The organism is Leifsonia sp. CL147, assembly GCF_900114565.1.
Lineage (GTDB): Bacteria > Actinomycetota > Actinomycetes > Actinomycetales > Microbacteriaceae > Leifsonia.
Genome location: NZ_FOTM01000024.1, coordinates 1 through 18655 on the forward strand (window position 1 = coordinate 1; position 18655 = coordinate 18655).

Genomic DNA, 18655 nt, shown 5'->3' on the forward strand with positions numbered 1-18655 from the left:
CAACTGCCAACACCAGGCTGTTGCGCGGCGGAAGGTGCGCCCGCTGTCCCCGGTGAGCTCGGACTGGGACGCCTTCCCGGTCAGCCAGGTCAGGAACCGGCGCAACTGCTCCCGCTGGCTCACGTCGGCCCGGCGACGCACCGAGGACGCCCCGCAGTTCCGGCACCGCCAGCGTTGCGTCCCGGACGGGTGACGGCCATTCTTCACCAGCTGTGTCCCGCATACCATGCAGGAGGTCTGATTCACGGGAAGGTCCACGACTAAGGATCGCGGACCATGACCACCCCGATCCTCCCGCGTAATCACGCGGCCAGATCAAGATCCCATCCACTCTTTTTGGCCTATAACCCCCATCTGCCCACATCTGATTTCGTCGCTGCTCGATAGCGACGCGATCGCCGCTAAACACGCCGTACAGACGGCTCACGCCGTCGATGTTCCGGCTCGCCGAAATCCTGGGTTGCCACTTCGCCAGATGGTGACCTCCTCGCCGTTAACCACGGGAACTTTTCCGTACTCGTTCTCGTGTACTTCGCCGCAGCGTGCGCGGAAATCGGGGGCGTGGGATAATTCGTGCCATGATCACCGCGGTCCCAGTCGATGTGCATGCGATCGCTCGCGCGTGTGAAGAACATGGAGTCAAGCGGCTTCGCATCTTCGGGTCGGTGCTCGGCGACAAGTTTGACCGCGAGACGAGTGACGTCGATTTCCTCGTCGACTTCTTGCCCGGACGCGGTGGCCTGTTCCACGACTACTTCGACTTGAAGGAAGATCTGGAGCGGATCGTGGGCCGCGGCGTCGACCTGGTCGACGCGGGCGCCGTACGCAATCCCTACTTCGCGCGGTCGGCCTTCGGCAGTGCCGAGGAGCTCTATGCTGCCTGAGTCGCCGGCGTTCCTTTGGGATGCGCGCGAGGCCGCGACGAAAGCCGCATCCGTCGAACAGGGTCACGGGCAGGCCGAGTATCTGGGCGACTGGGTGCTTCAAGCCGCCGTCGAACGGCAACTCGAAATCCTCGGTGAGGCGCTCAAGAATCTGCGCTCGGCGGACGCTGAGACAGCGGCTCGGATCCCAAACGTTCACGCGATCATCGGGACGCGAAACATCCTTGTGCACGCGTATGCGCAGGTGGATCAGCAGCGAGTGTGGGAGATCCTGACGGACGACCTCCCCGAGCTGATCCCAGTGCTCGAAAGCTTGCTCGCCGAAGTCGATGAGACGGAGTTGTCGCTCCAAGACGATGCCGGCCCAAGCGCGTAGGCCCAAGACTTTTCCAGCGTGCCCACATTTGCCCACAACCGCTTGAGGTCGTGTGAGACCCAAACGAGCTCTAGTCAACCAAATGGCGCGTAATTCCGCGGATTTTCACGCGTACGGACCCCTTCGGCGGCCCGTATCCGGGTTCAAGTCCCTGGGGGCGCACCACACACCGCGAGGTGGCGAGAAGCCCCCGGTCCACAATTTCGCCATGATCACCGCCGTGCCAGTAGATGCGCAGGCGATCGTCCGCTCGTGCGAAGCACATGGAGTCGAACGGCTTCGCATTTTCGGGTCCGTGCTCGGCGACAAGTGGGTCGCGGGATCGACCTGGTCGACGCCGGCGCAGTGGGCAATCCCTACTTCGCGCGGTCGGCTGGGATGGGCGCGGGCGCGGTCAGGTGCCGCGCTCCCGGGAGAGCACGTCATACATGGCCCAATATTCGATGCCCGGGTTGCAGTTGTAGATGCGCGCCTCCGACCAGTCTGCGGAGAATTTTCCGTAGCCGTCCGTGAGGGTGTATTTGGAGTTGGCGAATGTGATTTCGAAGCTGTAATCATCCACTTTCCGCCACGTAACGGAGCCGGTATAGCGCTTCTCAGTGGAAACCTCGATACACACGTTATCGGCCAGTTTCGGATGCCCCTGTGGAATGTTTTCGGCGTAGCCAAAGCCGTTCGGATCTAGCCCCAAGGACATCGGCTGGGTAGGTTTTGTCCTGGTGTGATGCTTCTCGTTGTAGAGGGTTCCGCCGTCCCAGGAAATTACCTCTTTGAATAGGGGCGCGGAGCACCCTGCGAGTGAGAAACACATGACTGCTGCGGCAAGCAGCAGTCCCGATCTACCCAAATACTTTCGCATTGGCGGTCTACTCGAACAGCTTCGCATTCGCCAACTCCTCGAAATACTTCTCTTTGGTGAGTGTCCCGTTCGGATATTTCTTATACAGCTCGAAACCGAACGCTACGGCTCGATCATCCAGCTCATCGTGGTTCACCCCTGCGTTGACTCCGGCGGCATTCCCGCTGTTCGCACCCTTCAGCGCGGTCTCGAGGTCGACGCCCCAGAGGCCGAGCATGATGCCGTAATTCACATTTCCGAAAACATCCGACCGGACATCCCTTCCCTGCTCGTCGCGGAGGTCGAAGGCACCGGGTGCCGGGTGATACTCCTCATCCAGGTAGCGTTTCATGTCCCAATCACCCCAGGTCTTGAACTTCTCAAGAAATATCTCACCGCCTGCAAAAGCAACCCAGCCGTGCTGTTTCAAATAGTCCAAGGCAGCACCTAGGGCGCCGACCGGGTTACCGTCGACCTTGTACACCATGGCGTTTCGAAGCATGGAGTTGAACAGCCTGGGGTCCTCAAGCGCGAGCCAACGCAGCTGCTGCCCCTCTTCGGAGGCGAGCCACTCCAGGAGCTTGTCGTAGCTGAGGTTCGAGGCAAACTCCAACGAGTGGTATACGCCGTCGGCGTCAGGAGCGTGGTCGTTGGTGGAAATCTTGGCCTCAAGCAGCGCTTGAATGAGCAGAAGGTTCACGCCGTTCGTGTAGTAGCTGCCATCGGTCTCGACCGCAACCTTGTTGAGCTCAGTAGCGGCCTGGGTGGCGAGTTTCATGACCTGCAAGCTGTCAGAGAAGTAGTTCGAGACGTCGGCCACGAACCACTCAAGTTTCGCGATCTTCTTTTCAAGCAGGTCAATCTCGATTCCGACCTGCGCTTTGAGCTGCTCAAGTACCTGACTCTGATGCATCAAGTTGCCCGTGTCGTCAAAGCCCGGGTACAGACCGTTCGCCTGAGTGAATAGATCCTTGTTCTGTTCGATCTGCTGTTCGATGAGCCGGAGTTGATCTTCTGAATCCCGCAGGGCTTGTTTGAGGTCGTCATGGTCAAGGTCACCCTCCTCCGCCACAACGGAGTGTGCGTACTCGTACGACGCAAGCTCAGCCTGAAGATCGTCAACAGCCTGGCTGAGTTTCGTGATCGCCGGGATGATGAGTTCACAGAACAGGCCCCGCCCGGCCGTGAATGCGGCCCCCTGCAGCACGCCAGCATCGAGCTGACCGATCAGATGCCGTGACCCGGCATGTAGGCGATCGATGATCGCGTTCACGTTGGTGAGGTTGTTGCGCATGGCGCTGATGAGGTTGGTCGAATCAGCGACGTCGAACTTCACTCCCATGGCAACGCACCCTTATCGCGAATCAGTCTCTGTCTTTCATCATCGAGGGACTGCCGCACCTGCGAACTCGCCCACTCAAGCTCGTCGACCGACTCTTCAACGTATCGGTCAACCTGAAACAGAAGGTCCTGTCGCGCCTCGAGCTCTCGGTGCGCGGCGATACTGCCAGACCGCAGGTTCTCGTGGAGTGACGATTCCCTTCGGCGGGCCACCGAATGGAACTGTTCGTGAAAGGTCTCCAGCGAGCGCTGGTAGCTGTTCCGAAGTTCGGAGAACTCGTCTTCTCGCTGTTCGATCCGCGCGATCTGAGCGGTCAGCTCGAAACGTTCATTCGCGCTCCTATCGCCACTCACCGTGCGTCCTCCCATCGTTCGGCGTCTGCAACATCACGCTTCTCGATACTGCTGGCAAGTTCCGGGAACTTGTTCGCTTGCCCCAACACGGCGGCACAGAATTGGCTGACCGTCTGGAACATCTGGTTCGTGACATCACGGCCCGCGCTCATCCCAGGGATGCCGCTGGTGGAACCGAAGCTGACCTGCTGGTCGGCATACCCGGATGTGTCGATACTCACCAGCTCATTAACAGCGGCATCGGCATCGGCGGTACTCGAACTGATCTTCCCTGAAGACATATCCGCTCCTTCTTCGATCTGATGTGACATGGACGCCAAGGCACTCGTCGGACAGCCCTGCAAGAAAATCCCTTTCGTTCGTCATCGAACGCGCGGGCCGCTCCCTTGCTCGCATGGCGGAGAGTGCGCTATTGGGGATGTCTCGTCAACTACGTAGACGAGGCTGAGTGCGGATCGTGACAGAACTTCCGGGCGTTTGCGCACTCTTTGTCCGTATATCGTTGGGCGGTCAGCCAGATGCATCTCATGGAGGACGCGCATGGCGCGCTGAAGAGATCAGTTCCGTCGGCCCATTCTTCTTCGGCCTTGCCCCGCTGATCGTCCCGAATTCTGCTGCTGATAAACCTGGCAGGAGTTTCCGATCCCGCCGGGATGCGTTTTCGACGTTCCACGAATCCAGGGATGGTCGCGGCGCGCTGCCCTACCGACTTCCGAAGCTGAGCCCCTAAGTTCGTAGCATGGCGCAGTCCTGGTGGAAGACTCCTCCGATCGCCCTCGCGATCGTCTTCGGACTGTGCGGGATGCTGGCGGGGGGACTCGCGCTTCTGAATGCGCTGTCGGCTGCTCCGGTCCCGCGTGGCCCGGTCCCGGGCGCCGGCGCGACACTCTCCTCGACCGCGCATACCTACATGGAGGCGGCGAAGCACACCGACTGCGGGATGACCCGCGCTCTCACGACCTCTAACACGACGGCGTGGTGCGACCGCCCGAGGCTGCTCTCGTATACGTTTCTCGGCCGCTCCGGCGACGATGGCCAGTGCATGGGGTACTCGATCACCACGGATACCGGCCTCGATGGCACCGACCAGGGTGGAACCGAAGGGTGGTCGTTCTGCTACCGCCAGACGAAGGCCGGCTGGCGGCTCTGGGATCAGGGCCAGGGCTGAAACGACGCATAACGCTGCCGCCACGTAGATCGTCCCCGTCCCGAGGACGTGACTCCGTGTCGCCGGCTCAGTGGGTCTCCCAACGGAACCAGCGGATACCGAGGAACGCGAAGACGACGACGTAGCCGAGGCACGCAATGAGTGCGTACCCATCCTGATCGGCCCACCCGGCTCCCGTCAGAGCGTCGGAGAACAACGTCATGAGTGCTCCGACCGGGGACCAGGCCGCGATCGACTTCATCGTGTCGCCGAGGATGCCCGAAGAGCCGACGAGCCCGAGCAGGACCAGGATGACGAAAAGGATCCGGCCGATCGCGTTGATCGCGGTCGTCGAGGGCACCAGTGCGACCAGCGCCTGTCCGATGGAGAGGAACATGGCGGCGCCGAGGACGGCGACGGCGAGGGCCAATGCATACTGACCAGGACTCGGAGTCAAACCGTGCAGGGCGGCGCCGACGGTGACCACAATGATGGAGGCGATGAGGTTGGATGCGATCTGCACGCAGAGTCGACTGGTCATGATGGTCCATGTCGGCGCCGGGCTCACACGGAGCCGTTGCAGGACGCCCACTTCCCGGTCATGCGCGAGGGTCAGGCTGTAACCGAGGAGGCAGGAGGTGATCAGGCCGAGGGTGAGGGCCAGCCCGATGATGATGGCTGGCGAGCCCAGCCGGGATCCGGCCTTCCCCAGCGTTGTGGCGATCAGGATCACGATGGGAAGGACCAGACTCAGAACGGTCGCGACAGTGCTTCGGAGGAGCACGATCGTGTCCGCGCGGAGCAGCGAGCGGAGTGCGAGGCCGATCGGGGGGCGGGCGAAGGCGGTCTCAGTCACGGATCTCACTTCCCGTCAGCCCGATGAAGACATCTTCCAGCGTCACTGCCCCGTGGGCGACTTCGAGGACACGCGGATCGTTCTGGTGTTTCGCGATCAGGTCGGCTGGGGTGCCGAGCGTCAGCAGAGTCCCATGATCGATGATCGCGACACGATCGCAGACCGCCTGAGCCTCCTCCATCGAGTGCGTCGTCAGAAGAATGCTGCTGCCCTCCCCGCGCAGTTGCTCGATGCGGCGCCACAGGCCTCGTCTCGACTGCGGGTCGAGCCCCGCGGTCGGTTCGTCGAGCAGCAGCAGGAGCGGATCGTGGATCGTCGCGATGTGGAGAGCCAGCCGCTGCTGCTGACCTCCGGAGAGCTGCTTGAATCGCTTGCCCCTGTCCTCCTCCAGCCCGATGGCTTGGAGGCTGTCTGCGATCCTGTCGCGTGTCAGCCGCACCCCGTAGAGGCCGCCGTAGAGCCGCGCGATCTGCTCGATGCTCAGTTCCGGCTGGAAACTGGACGTCTGCAGTTGAACACCGAGGCGCGCTTTCGTATCCAGCGGATTCTTGCGCGCGTCGACGCCATCCACCAGCACCTGCCCCGACCTGGGCTTCACCAGCCCCTCGATCGCGCTGAGCGTGCTCGTCTTTCCCGCACCGTTGGGGCCGAGGAGGCCGAAGATCTCGCCCCTCTCGATCTCGAAGCTGACGCCGCGGACCGCGGTTCGCTGCTGATAGGCGACAGTGAGGTCGTCGACCTGCAACGCTGGTGATCGCGGCGGGACGGCTTCCGGTGTAGATGGCGGTTGATCCGATTCACTCACAACGCCAGTGTGGCGGCACCTGATCGGTCGGGCGATGACCGAACCCTATGGATCTCATGAGAAACGGTCGTGGGAAGCGGCAGGGTCCCGAGCACCGGGGATGAGGCGGGTCGTGGTGCGTCCGGGTCGCCGCCGACCGGCAGTGCGACATCGTGAATCTCACGCATGCGAACATGATCGATGTGCGCGCGCAGCTTCGTGACGAGCATGGCGGCGGAGACCGGTGCGACCGTTGACGTCGACGATGAATCACATCCGACGACTTGGAGAGCCTCCACATGGGACGACAGATGGTCATTGCAACAGCGATTCTTCTCGGATTGCTCAATCTCGCCATCGGGCTGTTCTACGCCCTGTGGTCGATCGCCGACGATGGGGCCGCCGCCCGGACGGAACTGCACGGTTTCGACCCGAGCCAGCTTCTGCCGAACGACGGCCTCTTCTGGCTGACCGCCAATGTGTCCATTGCTCTGCTGGTGACCGTGGATGTGTTCGTGATCCTCCTCTTGGTGCGCCTAGCGCGGCAGGGCTCGATAGAAACCCGCCGTGTCGACGCGCACGCCGGCTGACCCGCTTCAGGCGGGCAGCATCCCGATCGCCCAAGCGGCGAATCCGACAAGCACAAGCACACCGGCACATGTGAGCAGTAACCAGAGCAGGCCGAGAAGATACTCGCCACCCGCTCTGAGAAGTCCGTCCGTTGTGCGTGGCCCGACCAGTCGGTCGACCCTGGATCGGCCTCCGACGGAGAACAGCCCTGCCAGCACCAGGAGCCGACACCGGCGATCGACCACGAACGCTCCGTAGGTCGTTCCCGATCGTCCGAGGACCCGGAAGCGGATGATGAGGGCACGCGGCAGCCGGATCCGGCGACGACCGATGACGGTTTGGGCGACCAATTCGTCGCCGTCCCGCCACGACGATTGCGGGGATGCCGCGAGCCCGCAGATCCACTGACCGAAGAGCGCGGTGAAGAGAAGGAGTCCAAGAGTGACGTTGGGGAGCCAATTTCTCGGGGACCCCGTCGGATCCCATCCCTGTGCTGTCCACCATGGATGAGTCAGCCAGCTCGTGACGACCGCCGCGATGGTGACGACGACGAGTGCCCGCCCGGCCCGGATCCCGGCGATGGTCCATCCGGGCAGGGGTGGACGGCCGAGGGAGGTTGCAGCGTCCGACGCCGGCAACTCCGAGTGGTGAGGGTCTGTCTTCTCCATTGCAACGTCGATCTTGGCAGATGGACAAGCCACCCTCTCCGCGCGGCCCGGAGCGGAACGGGTAGTCTATGGATTTGATCCGCCACCCGGGAGGTGACTCATCCGTAATCGAGAACTGGACGCGCTTCGCGGCCTGGCCGCAGTGTCGGTTCTGCTTTATCACGTGTTCGCGCTCAATTGGTCGACTCTGCAAGACGGCGTCTACCTCAAGCCCGCCGCGAATCCGCTCGCCAACCTCCTGATCTTCTCGCCGCTCCACGTCGTGTGGCTCGGCGCTGAGGCCGTCTTCTTGTTCTTCGTTCTGTCCGGATTCGTCCTGGTGAAGGCGGCGACACGTCCCGAGTTCTCGTGGCCGGCGTACTACCCGAGCCGGATCGTTCGGTTGTACGGTCCCGTGCTCGGCGCGATTGTGCTCGCGTGGCTGGGCTACGTCCTTCTTCCGCACACGGTGCAGCCTGGTGCTTCACCACAGATCGCCGGCTTGCCGACCACCTACTCGCTGACAGACATCCTTCACGACGCCACCCTCCTCGGCGGAACCAGCAACGCCATCGGCACGCTGTGGTCCTTGCAGTGGGAGGTCGTGTTCTCGCTCGCTCTGCCGGCCTACCTGCTCCTGGTCCGGCGGTACCCGATCCCCGCATCCATCATCGCGCTGGCCGTCTGCTTGCTCGGGTGGGCCAACGGCGACCTCGCGACCAGCTACCTGCCGATGTTCTTCTTCGGGGCGCTCCTCGCGCAGTACTGGGACCGGGTCACACGGGCGTTTCGCTTCCTCACGAGCGGTCGCTGGTATGCGCATCCGGCCGGCGTGGTCTTGACGGTCCTCGCTGTCACGGCGATGACGTCCTACTTCGTCCTCGGCCGGTCGTTGGAGCATCACGGTATCCCTGCCCGGGTCGCCACGATACCGATTGTGCTGGTGGGCATCGTGCTCCTGGTCGTCCTGGGGACCCAATGGCGACCGCTGAGTCGCCTCCTCACGACGCGGGTGCTGCTCTTCCTCGGGACGATCTCCTTCAGCCTGTATCTCGTCCACCGGCCCATCATGATCGCCGTCGCATTCCTCATGGGGACGGGACTCGTCCCTGCCGTGGTGACCGCCGTCGTCGCCATCGCCGTTGCGACGGGCTTCTACTTCGCAGCCGAGCGGCCCATCCACCGGCTGTCGCAACGCATCGCACGCTCGGTGCGCGCCGGTGAGGCTGTCCCGGCCCGCGAGCGCGCCCTCGTCGACGCGAAGGAATAGCCCGCGCTTCGCAGAGCAGGCAGGAATTCGCGCGAGGGGAACGGGCCCGCGATCGGTCCTGAGCTCAGGCCTCCGCGGAGGCCGGCGTGCGGCCGCGGCCGCGCTTGCGGACCTCGCGCAGCACGATCTGCTCCGGGCAGACCGTGGAGAGGAAGTCGCCGACGGAGAGCGCGAGCCGATCCGTGACGAGGGAGTAGAGGATGCGGTTCCCGTCGCGGCGCTCGGCGACGAGGCCCGCCTGGCGGAGCACGCCGAGGTGGCGCGAGATGGTCGGACCGGTGGCGCTGAAGCGCGCGGCGATCTCGCCGGCGGGGAGTTCGCCGTCCTTCAGGTCTTGCAGGATCTGACGCCGGGTCGGGTGGGCGAGAGCGGCGAAGATCTCGGTCGCGCTGTCGGTCATGGTTGCAATATAGCACTATAGCTAGATAGTGTTTAGCTATCTTGCTCATAAGCGAAGGAGTGCAACGTGCGTATAGCCATCACCGGGGGTACCGGATTCGTCGGGCGACACCTCGCTCAGAGCCTCGACGCGGCGGAAACGGTCGTGGTGTCCCGGCGTACCGGCGTGCGGATCGACGACGTGGATGCGCTCGCAGCGGCCTTCGCGGGCTGCGATGCGGTCGCTCACTGCGCGGGCATCAATCGGGAGATCGGCGACCAGACGTTCCAGAGTGTGCACGTCGACGGGACGCGCGCGGTCGTCGAGGCGGCACGGCGGGCAGGGGTGAAGCGGATCGTCATGGTCAGCTTCCTTCGGGCGCGGCCCGACTGCGGATCGCCCTACCACGAGACCAAGTGGGCCGCGGAGGAGCTGATCCGGAACTCGGGACTGGATCACACAATCCTCAAGTTCGGCATGATCTACGGTCCGGGCGACCATATGGTCGACCACGTGACCCGGGCCGTGCGGACGCTGCCCGTCTTCGGAACGGTCGGGTTTCATGAGCGGACGGTTCGCCCGACGCCGGTCGAGGATGCGGTCGACGTGCTGCGCGCCGCCCTGGAGGGTCGCATCCCGGAGCCGACGGTCGCCGTCATGGGGGCCGACGAGCTGACACTCGGCGAGGCTGTGAGGCAGATCGCTCGGGTGGCCGGACGCCGGCCGGTGTTCCTTCCGATCCCGGTCTGGACGATCCAGGCGCTCGCCCAGCTGACGGAGTGGACGATGGTGGTCCCGCTCGTGGCGAAGGCGCAGGCCCGCATGCTGGCGGAGGGCGTCAGCGAAGCTGCACCGCCCGCCCCCGAGCTTCCCGCGGACCTCCGCCCATCGCGGGCGTTCGACGACGAGCGGATCCGCGCGGCGCTGCCCGTCGGAGGGTTCGGTCTCGGCGACCTGCGTGCTGCGCGGTGGTGGACCGCGCGGCGAGCGTAGGCCGCGGCGCGGCCGCAGGGCCTCGGGTCGCCGCGCCGCCGCGCCGCCGGGCCGCCGTGGCGCCGCGCCGCCCGCCTCGAGCCTCGGGCCCCGCCCAAGTGCTCGTTGTTGCGCGGTCGCACGGCGTGTCGACTGCAACAACGAGCACTTCGGCGGGAAGGGGACGGGGGCGGGACGGAAGGGGAGGGACGGGACGGGCCGGGCGGGACGGGCCGGCCGGGACGGGGCCGCAGCTAGCGGTCTCGGGCCAGGACGGAGAAGTCGCTCTCGCCGAGGCCGGCGTCGATGGCGCGGTGCAGCTCGGCGGCGACGAGCGCGGCCGCGGGGAGCGGACTATCGGCCGTTGCGAGGATCAGGCGCAGGTCCTTGGCCAGGAGGGCGGCCGAGAACTGGGTGTCGCCGAAGTCGCCGGAGGCGATCACGGGACCTTTCATCCCGGCGATGGAGGCGATCGTCGTGAGCGGGAGCACCGAGAGCACCTCGTCGGCGGAGAGTCCTCCCGTCGTGCCGAGCCGGAGGGTCTCGCTGAGCGCTTCGGTCGAGATGGCGAGGGCCAGGTTGGCGACGAGCTTCGCCACGGCGGCCTGTGCGGGGGAGTCGAAGGTGAGTAGCTTGTCGGGGTCGGCCCAGAGGATAACGACATTGCGTGCCTCGCGCACGGCATCCTTCCGGCCGCCGATCAGCACCGCCAGGCGGCCGGCGCGGGCGGGAGCGAGGGAGCCGATCACCGGGGAGTGGACGTAGCGCACCCCGGTCGAGGACGCCCAGGCGTCGAATTCGGCGGCGTCCGAGGGCGCCACCGTCGTGAGGTCGATCCAGAGGGCGCCCGGGGGAATCGGGAGGGACGGCTGGACGATCGTCTCGCGGACCGCCTCCGGACCGAACAGCACGCTGACCACGACCTCCGCCCCCTCGACGGCCTCCGCGGCGGTTGCGGCGATCCGGGCTCCGCGCCGGCCGACGGCCTCGGTCGGGCCCGGGGAGCGGTTCCAGGCGGTGACGCGATGGCCCGCGTCGATCAGGTGGGGGACCAGCTCGCGACCCATGCGTCCGAGCCCGAGGAAGGCGATGTCCATGCACCCCACTGTGCGCCTCGCACCGAGCGGGAGGAAGGGGGGCGGGGGATCAGCCCGCCGCCGGCCCGCCCGCCGCCGCGTCGCGGCGACGGAGCAGGAACGCCCGCTCCGGCTCGCTGCCGCAGAGGGAGGCGGCAACCCCGTACTCGTCCGCTGCCTCCTCGCCGCGTCCCGCCTGCAGCAGAAGTCCCGCCCGGATACCGTGCAGCAGGTAGAAGCCTTCCAGCTCCTCGCGCAGTGGCTCGATCGCCGCGAGTCCCGCCTCCGGCCCATCGACCTCGGCGACCGCGACCGCTCGGTTCAGCGCCACGACGGGCGTGGGGGAGGCGCGCAGCAGCTGGTCGTAGAGGGCGACGATCTGCTGCCAGTCCGTTTCCTCAGCGGTTGGGGAGTCATCGTGCACTGCCTGGATGGCGGCCTGCAGCTGGAACGGACCGGGCCGTCCCCGCAGCAGGCACGCGCGTACGAGAGCATGGCCCTCGGCGATCAGCTCGGTGTTCCAGAGGGCCCGGTCCTGCTCGGGGAGCGGGATCAGGGCACCGGCGGCATCCACGCGGGCGGCCCGCCGCGCATCCACCAGCAGCAGCAGCGCCAGGAGGCCGATCACCTCCTCCTCGTCCGGAAGGAGGGAGCGGAGCGCCCGCGCCAGCCGGATCGCCTCGTCGCACAGCTCCTCGCGCATGAGCCGGTCGCCCGCGCTCGCCGCATATCCTTCGCTGAACACGAGGTACAGCACCGAGAGCACCGAGCCCAGCCGGGCCGGCAGATCGCGACTCGACGGGATGCGGTACGGGATGCGCGCATCGCGGATCTTCGCCTTCGCCCGCGAGATGCGCTGGGCCATGGTCGGCTCGGGGACGAGGAACGCACGGGCGACCTCGGCGGTGGTGAGGCCGCCGAGGAGCCGCAGCGTCAGCGCGACGCGCGCCTCGGGTGACAGCGCCGGGTGGCAGCAGGTGAAGATGAGGCGCAGGCGGTCGTCCGGGATGTCGTCCGACGACGACTCCGGCGGCTCGGCCGTGAGCTGACGCACGAGCTCCGCCTCCGCCTCCTTGCCGCGGCCGACCGTCTCGCGCCGTAGGCGGTCGATGGCACGGCGGCGTGCGGTGGTGATGATCCATCCGGCCGGCGCCGGCACTCCGTCGCGCGGCCAGCGCTCGACCGCGACGGCGAACGCCTCCTGCACCGCGTCCTCCGCGCGGTCGAGGTCGCCGAGGCTCCGGTACAGCACGGAGACGGCACGGCCGTACTGCTCCCGGAACTCTCGCGCGACGGCGGCCTCGTCCATGCGGCTGTCGGTGTCCGTCAGCCCGCGAACGGACGCACTTCGATGGGCAGGGTCGTGGCGAGCGCGACCCGGCGCCCCCACTCGAGCGCCGCATCCAGGTCGGGCACGTCGACGATCGTGAAGCCGCCGAGGTGCTCCTTGCCCTCGGCGAACGGACCGTCGGTGAGCAGGACCTCCCCGTGCGCAGGCCGGAGCACCGTCGCGGACGACGGCGGCATCAGCCCCTCCGAGAACACCCACACGCCGGCGGAGCGCATCTCGGCGTTCACGGCGTTCACGTCTCGTTCGATCCGGGACATCACCTCCGGCTCCGGGATGGGGCCGTCGGGCTGGTACACGCTGAGCAGGTACTGGGTCATGATGGTGATCCTCTCCGGACGCCGGTCGGGGAAGTGGATGGCGTTCTCGCCGTCTACACGAACGGCCTGACCCTAATTCGACACGTCGTGCTCCAGAAGCGCCACTCCGATCTTCGAGTCGGCCATCCCGTAGAAGACCCAGTCGCGGCCGTCCACGGTCTCGATCGCCGTCGGAAAGACCACGTTCGGCACGATCCCGCTCCGCTCGTCCTCGGTCTCGGCCGCCAGCAGCGGCTCACGCGTACGGTCGAGCACCCGCCACGGCTCGTCTGCGTCGAGGATCATCGCGCCTGCGGAGTAGTTGACGTTCTTCTGCTGGTCGACTCCCGGTTCCAGCCGGCCCGTGACGCCGTGGTGGAGCAGCAGCCAGCCTTCCGGTACGCGGCGGGGAGCAGGTCCCGCACCGATCTTGAGCTCCTCGAACGGGAACTCGGAACCGGCGAGGAACCGGTTCTGCCGCCAGCGGGTCAGCTCCCGGAGGTCGCTCTGCACAGCAGCGAGCGGGAGGAACGCGATCCAGATGCTCGGCCGCGTCTCTCCTCCTCCTGCGACGGCGGGTGGATGCTCGCCCTCCCCGGCCCGGATCCCGCCGAGGTCCCACACCGGCCGGTGCAACACGGCCAGGCTCGGGGTGCCGTCCGGCGCCCTGACCGGCTCGGGGAAGAAGACCGTGTCCTTGTTGTGGAACAGGCTCAGGTCCATCCCGAGCTCGTCGTCGTACTCGAACGAGACGGGCCCGAGCCTCCGCCAGGCGCGGAGGTCGTCCGAGACGGCGACCGCGGTGCGGGGGCCGAGGGGACCGTAGGACACGTACGTCATCACGTGCAGTCCGAGCGACGGGATGAACGTGGTGCGCGGGTCCTCCACGCCGGCGTTCGTCCGCCCCCGCTCGAACGGCCGGTCGGGCTCGAGCACGACGCCCTGCCGCTCGACGGCGACCGGCACGCCGGCCTCCAGCACCACCCGGGCGAGGCCCACGCGGGAGACGTTGCCCTCGGCCACCAGCCGGGGGAGCAGGTACAGCTCTCCGTCGGGGCCGCGGCCGGAGGCCGGATTGAGCACGCCCTCCGCTTCGAGCGGGTCGCCGGGGGCAGGCGTCATGATGACGCCCGCGCGCGAGAGCCGATACGGAAATGCGGTCATGCGTCCACCTCCCGGTAGAAGTACAGTTCGCGGAGGCCGGCGGGCGCATCCCAGCCCTGCGCGTACGACCACCGACCGCCCAGCCTCTGGAGGCCGCCCCAGGCGAGCGAGCCTCCCCGGCTGAGCTCTCGCTGGGCGAACGGGTCGTCGAGACGGTAGAGCGCTTGGGCGGCGGCGAAATCGCCGTCCTCGTCCGCGTAGAAGAAGTCGAGCACGAGGCGGTCGTCCGCGACGACAGCGCAGGCGACCTCGAACAGGGAGCCGGCCAGCGGCGACAGGTCGAGGTACGGCTGCACCTCGAACCGCCAGTCCAGGCCGTCCGAGGACCGTCCGATGGTGGGGCGGCCACCGCATCCCTCCGAGAGGAACATCAGGTAGTCGCCGCCGATCCGCACCGCCCGGCCGTGCTCGTCGCGCGGGACGACGGCTCCCTTCGCCCAGTACTCGGAAACGTCGTGGGGAACCACGAGCCCACGCTTCTCCCAGTGCTCGAGGTCGTCGGAGACGGCGGACAGGATGTCCACCGCGATGGTGCCGTCCTCCCGGCGCCAGATGGCGTTGTAGAACAGGACGTAGCCGTCGTCGAGCGCGTAGACCTTCGGATCCTCGCAGCCGAGCGTCTCGTTCGCCAAGGTGGGGTAGATCAGCGGATTGGCGGGGGAGTCGTGCCACTCGCCGTCGCGGCGCACGGCGTGGCCGATCCGGCTGGCCGTGGACTCCTTCCGCGGCGACGCGCGGTAGAAGAGGTGCAGCTCGTCGCCCCGCTCGATGACCGTCGGGTTGAAGATCGAGTCGCTCGTCCATCCCACCCCCGTCGGGTCGTCCCACTGACCCTCCAGACGGAAGGTGAGCTCGTCGTCGCGGACGAACGGTCCGATCGCCCAGCCGGGGCGCTCGCCGTAGTGCGCCGAGAACTGGTCGGTGGAGATGCGGTCGGTGAGGGCGTTCGTGTGCGCGAGCGCCTCGCGGTAGCTGGCCAGCAGAGCGTCGTGCTCGGCGGGCGCGGTGGGGAGCGTGTCCATGGTTCCTTGGATGTTCGAGAAGCGGATGCGACTCAGCCCTTGACGGACGAGCCCAGGTCGGTCGAGGTGAAGTAGCGCTGGAACACGATGAACAGCACCACGACCGGGGCTGCCAGCACCACCGCGCCGGAGAGGATGGCGCCGTACGGGTTCGCCGTCGAGCCGGCCACCGTCGAGATGTAGTTCGCCAGCGAGACGGCCAGCGGCTGCAGGCTCGCCTCCTTCGTGATCAGGAACGGCCAGAGGAACTCGTTCCACGGGCCGATGAAGGTCAGCAGCAGGACCGTCACGAGAGCGGGCCGGACGAGCGGCAGCGCGACGCGCCACAGCAGCCGGAACTCGCCCGCGCCATCCACCCGTGCAGCGTCGAACAGCTCGCGCGGGAGCTGCAGGAAGTACTGCCGGAAGATGAGGACGGCCGCCGAGTTGATCGCGAACGGCAGGATCATCCCGAGGTAGTTGTCGGCGAGTCCGTAGTTGCGGGCGATGAGCACGTACAGCGGGATCATCAGCAGCTGGAACGGGACGGTCTGCACCAGCAGCGCCAGCGCGAAGGTGACGCCGCGTCCCCTCCACTGCAGCACGGCCAGGGAGTAGCCCGCGAGGACGCCGAACACGACGGTGAACAGCAGCACGCCGCCGGTGAAGATCCCGGAGTTCACCAGCCCGGTGAGCAGGTTGATGCGGGAGTTGATCTGCACATAGTTGTTCAGGGTCAGGTTCGCGGGGTTGGGGAAGGCTCCGGCGACGGAGGTGTCCGGCGCGTTCTGCAACGACCCGACCAGCATGTAGTAGAAGGGGAAGAGGAAGGCGATCGCGCCGATGGTGAGTACGATGCCCTGCAGGATGGCCTGTCCGCGGGTCAGCCGGCGTGGCGTCCCCAGGTCGCGGCGCCCTCGGCCGGGACGCCGCCCCGGCCGGCGGCCTCCGCCGCGCGGCGTCGTGGTGGTCTCTGCGGTCATGATTCGTTCCTCCCACCGACGAAGCGGTTCTGCAGCCATCCGATGATGAGCACGCCGATCACGAGGAGGACCCCGATGGCGCTGGCGTACCCCGGGTGACCCTGCTGGATGCCCTGCTGGTAGATCAGCAGCACCGGCGAGGTCGAGCGTCCCTCCGGCCCGCCGCCGCCGGTCAGCAGGTACGGCTCGGTGAACAGGTTGGCCCCGGTGATCGTGGCCAGCAGCAGCACCAGCACGGTCGCGGGCCGAACGCCCGGAAGGGTCACGGAGAAGAACTGCCGCACCTTTCCGGCTCCGTCAGTCGCGGCCGACTCGTACAGCTCGGTCGGCACGTTCTGGAGCGCGGCCAAGTACAGCAGGATGTAGAACCCCAGGCCTTTCCAGGTGACGTAGATCGCGATCGACGGCATGGCCAGCGCCGGGTTGGAGAGCCAGCTGGGGCTCGGAGCCAGCGGCCCGAGCAGCTGATTGACGAGTCCGCTCTGCCCGAACAGGAACAGCCAGACCGCGATCGTCGCGACACTGGCCGTGACGTACGGCACGTAGTAGCTCACGCGCAGGAACGTCCGGAACCGGACGATGCTGTTGAGCCCGGAGGCCAGCAGCAGGGCGAGCACCACGGTGAGCGGAACGTTGATGATCAGGAAGATCCCGACGTTCACGAACGACTGCAGCACGGCCGGGTCGCTGAATGCCTGGGTGTAGTTGGCGAGCCCCACGAACGGCCGGTCGACGTTCGCGCCCGGCGCTGCGAAGAAGTAGTCGAAGAACGACATGTACACCGAGAAGCAGAGCGGGAACGCGAAGATCGCGATCACGAAGACCAGGTACGGCGCGCTGAACAGCCAGCCCAGTGGGTTGGTTCCCAGGATGCGCTGCACGAGCGGGCGCCGGTGCTGGCGCCCCCTCCCGGCGGCGGGCGCGGTGCCCGCCGCCGGGCGTGCGGCCGAGGGGCCGCGGACCGAAGTGCTCATGGCCGGCTACTTCTGGGCCTGGAGCCGGTCGATCTTGTCCGCGGCGGCCTTGAACGCATCCTCGACCGTGCCAGTGCCGTTCACCACCGACTTCGTGTAGGCGTCCCGGAGGGCCTGCATCTGGGCGATCGTGTTGGTGCCGGTCGGGTCATCGACCGTGCGGGCGCTCTGCGCTCCGAACTCCTTGTACGCGGGATGCGACGAGAAGTACGAGGAGTACGTCGAGGCCAGGTCGGTGCGGATCGGCATCTGGCCGGTGACATCCAGCAGCTTGCCGTCCTGCGCCTTGCTGGTCGCGAACTTGATCACGTCCCACGCCGTGCCCTGGTTCTTGCACGAGGTGTACATGCCGATGTTCTTGGCGTCCGGGAAGGTGTAGGTCTGGTCGGCCGGCTTGCCGTCCTTGGTCGGGACGGGGACGGATCCCCATTGCACCTTGTTCCCGTAGTACGCGATCGCCCACGGTCCGACGATCGCCATCGCGGACTTTCCGTCGGCGAAGGCATCGCCCTGGTACTGCTCCTTGCCGGCGAGGCCGTCGCTGTAGATCGTCTTCCAGAAGTTCGCCACGTCGAGCGCGTCAGAGCTGGTGATGGCCGCCTTGCCGTTGTCGATGAAGGTCTTGCCTCCGGTCTGTGCTGCCAGGAGCGGCAGGTAGTCGAAGTTCACCTGGAAGAACTCGCTGGTCGGCGCCGGGTAGATGGCGTACGGAGCGGCTCCGGAGGACTTGATCTTCTGCGCGGTCGCCAGGAAGTCGGCGTAGGTCGACAGCTTCGGGTTGGCCGGATCGAGCCCGGCCTTCTGGAAGATCGCCTTGTTGTAGAAGATCATGACGGGGTTCTGCTTCCACGGCATCTGGTAGTAGTCGCCGTTGGGGGACTTGTACTGCTTGGCCGCATCCCCGCTGCGCGCCTCGATGTAGCCGGCGCCGTCCGAGAACTTCGACAGGTCGACGAGGCCGCCCTGCTTCTGCCACTGGCCGGTGGCGGCGGGAAGGTTGTTGAACACGAGACAGGGGGTCGTGCCGGCCGTGATCGCCGCGCCGATGACCTCCTCGGTGCTCTTACCGGCGGGAACCTCCTGTGCCTTGATCTGCTCCTTGGGATGCGCGGAGTTCCAGTCCGCGACCATCGCCTTGCCCCACTGCACCTCCTGGGTGTTGTTCGAGTACCAGATGGTGATCGGTCCGTGCGCCTTCATGGCGTCGGTGGCGCCCCCGCCGCTTCCGCTGCACGCGGCGAGCGTTGCGGCGATCAGACCGGCTGTGATGAGGGAGGCGGCGGCTCTGCCCCTTCGCAGGTTCTTCCGCCGCAGGATGTTGTCGTGCATGATGTGCCTTTCGGTGGGCCGTTCGGCCCGGTGGTTCAGCTCGGCGTGGTGCAGCCGAGCGCT

23 protein-coding genes are annotated in these 18655 nt (G+C 66.5%); 7 read left to right on the forward strand and 16 right to left on the reverse strand.

From position 1 onward, the window contains the following. From BM287_RS17980 to BM287_RS16195, 3 genes are all read left to right on the forward strand, one after another. The coding region (locus BM287_RS17980) for a hypothetical protein (protein ID WP_211772998.1) at positions 1-193 on the forward strand (193 nt) is incomplete at its 5' end. Between the two features lie 385 nt (positions 194-578). Beyond that, entirely contained in the window at positions 579-884 is a 306-nt protein-coding gene (locus BM287_RS16190) for a nucleotidyltransferase family protein (RefSeq protein ID WP_090041821.1), read from the forward strand. Continuing rightward, on the forward strand, positions 874-1260 hold the full coding sequence (locus BM287_RS16195) for a HepT-like ribonuclease domain-containing protein (protein WP_090041818.1): 387 nt from the start codon (positions 874-876) through the stop codon (positions 1258-1260). The genes BM287_RS16190 and BM287_RS16195 overlap by 11 nt, the downstream gene beginning before the upstream one ends. Positions 1261-1654: 394 nt before the next feature. Here BM287_RS16195 and BM287_RS17675 read toward each other — a convergent pair whose 3' ends face one another. Genes BM287_RS17675 through BM287_RS16210 form a run of 4 tightly spaced genes read right to left on the reverse strand, consistent with a single transcriptional unit; the run spans position 1655 to position 4104 of the window. Continuing rightward, the gene (locus BM287_RS17675) at positions 1655-2119 is read right to left on the reverse strand and encodes a hypothetical protein (RefSeq protein ID WP_139230714.1); all 465 of its coding nucleotides are present in this window, start codon (positions 2117-2119) and stop codon (positions 1655-1657) included. A 7-nt stretch (positions 2120-2126) separates the two neighbouring features. After that, the gene (locus BM287_RS16200) at positions 2127-3440 is read right to left on the reverse strand and encodes a polymorphic toxin type 44 domain-containing protein (protein WP_090041816.1); all 1314 of its coding nucleotides are present in this window, start codon (positions 3438-3440) and stop codon (positions 2127-2129) included. Then, positions 3431-3793 carry a hypothetical protein gene (locus BM287_RS16205; protein WP_090041813.1) on the reverse strand — a complete coding sequence of 121 codons (363 nt, stop codon included), beginning with the start codon at positions 3791-3793 and terminating at the stop codon, positions 3431-3433. The genes BM287_RS16200 and BM287_RS16205 overlap by 10 nt, the downstream gene beginning before the upstream one ends. Further along, positions 3790-4104, reverse strand: coding sequence for a TIGR04197 family type VII secretion effector (locus tag BM287_RS16210; RefSeq protein ID WP_244528399.1), 315 nt, complete (start codon positions 4102-4104; stop codon positions 3790-3792). Before BM287_RS16210 ends, BM287_RS16205 begins: the two co-directional genes overlap by 4 nt. 428 nt (positions 4105-4532) lie before the next feature. Here BM287_RS16210 and BM287_RS16215 point away from each other — a divergent pair, with 428 nt between their 5' ends. Next, the gene (locus tag BM287_RS16215) at positions 4533-4961 is read left to right on the forward strand and encodes a hypothetical protein (protein ID WP_090041808.1); all 429 of its coding nucleotides are present in this window, start codon (positions 4533-4535) and stop codon (positions 4959-4961) included. Between the two features lie 67 nt (positions 4962-5028). Here BM287_RS16215 and BM287_RS16220 read toward each other — a convergent pair whose 3' ends face one another. Together BM287_RS16220 and BM287_RS16225 are read right to left on the reverse strand one after the other, a co-directional pair. Beyond that, positions 5029-5796 (reverse strand): ABC transporter permease, encoded by a 768-nt coding sequence (locus BM287_RS16220; protein ID WP_170857594.1) that lies wholly within the window; start codon positions 5794-5796, stop codon positions 5029-5031. Then, on the reverse strand, positions 5789-6601 hold the full coding sequence (locus tag BM287_RS16225; RefSeq protein ID WP_211772999.1) for an ABC transporter ATP-binding protein: 813 nt from the start codon (positions 6599-6601) through the stop codon (positions 5789-5791). The genes BM287_RS16220 and BM287_RS16225 overlap by 8 nt, the downstream gene beginning before the upstream one ends. Before the next feature lie 278 nt (positions 6602-6879). On the opposite strand from BM287_RS16225, the gene BM287_RS16230 reads away from it, so the two are divergent. Next, positions 6880-7170 (forward strand): hypothetical protein, encoded by a 291-nt coding sequence (locus BM287_RS16230; RefSeq protein WP_139230715.1) that lies wholly within the window; start codon positions 6880-6882, stop codon positions 7168-7170. Between the two features lie 6 nt (positions 7171-7176). Here the strand turns inward: BM287_RS16230 and BM287_RS16235 are convergent, their stop codons facing one another. Further along, complete coding sequence (locus BM287_RS16235) at positions 7177-7818, reverse strand: hypothetical protein (RefSeq protein ID WP_090041795.1); 642 nt, start codon at positions 7816-7818, stop codon at positions 7177-7179. A 115-nt stretch (positions 7819-7933) separates the two neighbouring features. Here BM287_RS16235 and BM287_RS16240 point away from each other — a divergent pair, with 115 nt between their 5' ends. Beyond that, a complete protein-coding gene (locus BM287_RS16240; protein ID WP_280140968.1) occupies positions 7934-9067 on the forward strand; it encodes an acyltransferase family protein in 1134 nt (377 codons plus the stop codon). Positions 9068-9131: 64 nt separating this feature from the next. Here the strand turns inward: BM287_RS16240 and BM287_RS16245 are convergent, their stop codons facing one another. Next, complete coding sequence (locus BM287_RS16245) at positions 9132-9467, reverse strand: metalloregulator ArsR/SmtB family transcription factor (protein ID WP_090041791.1); 336 nt, start codon at positions 9465-9467, stop codon at positions 9132-9134. A 66-nt stretch (positions 9468-9533) separates the two neighbouring features. Here BM287_RS16245 and BM287_RS16250 point away from each other — a divergent pair, with 66 nt between their 5' ends. Then, positions 9534-10439 carry an NAD(P)H-binding protein gene (locus BM287_RS16250; RefSeq protein ID WP_090041788.1) on the forward strand — a complete coding sequence of 302 codons (906 nt, stop codon included), beginning with the start codon at positions 9534-9536 and terminating at the stop codon, positions 10437-10439. 233 nt (positions 10440-10672) lie between these two features. On the opposite strand, the gene BM287_RS16255 is transcribed toward BM287_RS16250, so the two are convergent. The 8 genes from BM287_RS16255 to BM287_RS16290 all read right to left on the reverse strand — a co-directional run bounded on the left by BM287_RS16255 (position 10673) and on the right by BM287_RS16290 (position 18592). Then, positions 10673-11515, reverse strand: a complete 843-nt coding sequence (locus BM287_RS16255) for an NAD(P)-dependent oxidoreductase (protein WP_090041786.1) — start codon at positions 11513-11515, stop codon at positions 10673-10675. Positions 11516-11564: 49 nt separating this feature from the next. After that, the gene (locus tag BM287_RS16260; RefSeq protein WP_090041784.1) at positions 11565-12803 is read right to left on the reverse strand and encodes an RNA polymerase sigma factor; all 1239 of its coding nucleotides are present in this window, start codon (positions 12801-12803) and stop codon (positions 11565-11567) included. A gap of 17 nt (positions 12804-12820) precedes the next feature. Then, a complete protein-coding gene (locus BM287_RS16265) occupies positions 12821-13162 on the reverse strand; it encodes a YciI family protein (protein WP_090041781.1) in 342 nt (113 codons plus the stop codon). Between the two features lie 72 nt (positions 13163-13234). Further along, positions 13235-14305, reverse strand: coding sequence for a glycoside hydrolase family 130 protein (locus BM287_RS16270; RefSeq protein WP_090041779.1), 1071 nt, complete (start codon positions 14303-14305; stop codon positions 13235-13237). Next, positions 14302-15327: a glycoside hydrolase family 130 protein gene (locus BM287_RS16275; protein WP_090041776.1), complete on the reverse strand. Its 1026-nt coding sequence runs from the start codon at positions 15325-15327 to the stop codon at positions 14302-14304. Before BM287_RS16275 ends, BM287_RS16270 begins: the two co-directional genes overlap by 4 nt. Positions 15328-15359: 32 nt before the next feature. Beyond that, on the reverse strand, positions 15360-16115 hold the full coding sequence (locus BM287_RS16280; protein ID WP_244528411.1) for a carbohydrate ABC transporter permease: 756 nt from the start codon (positions 16113-16115) through the stop codon (positions 15360-15362). Between the two features lie 170 nt (positions 16116-16285). Then, on the reverse strand, positions 16286-17263 hold the full coding sequence (locus tag BM287_RS16285; RefSeq protein WP_090041773.1) for a carbohydrate ABC transporter permease: 978 nt from the start codon (positions 17261-17263) through the stop codon (positions 16286-16288). 6 nt (positions 17264-17269) lie between these two features. Continuing rightward, the gene (locus BM287_RS16290) at positions 17270-18592 is read right to left on the reverse strand and encodes an ABC transporter substrate-binding protein (protein WP_170857596.1); all 1323 of its coding nucleotides are present in this window, start codon (positions 18590-18592) and stop codon (positions 17270-17272) included. Between the last annotated feature and the right edge of the window lie 63 nt (positions 18593-18655).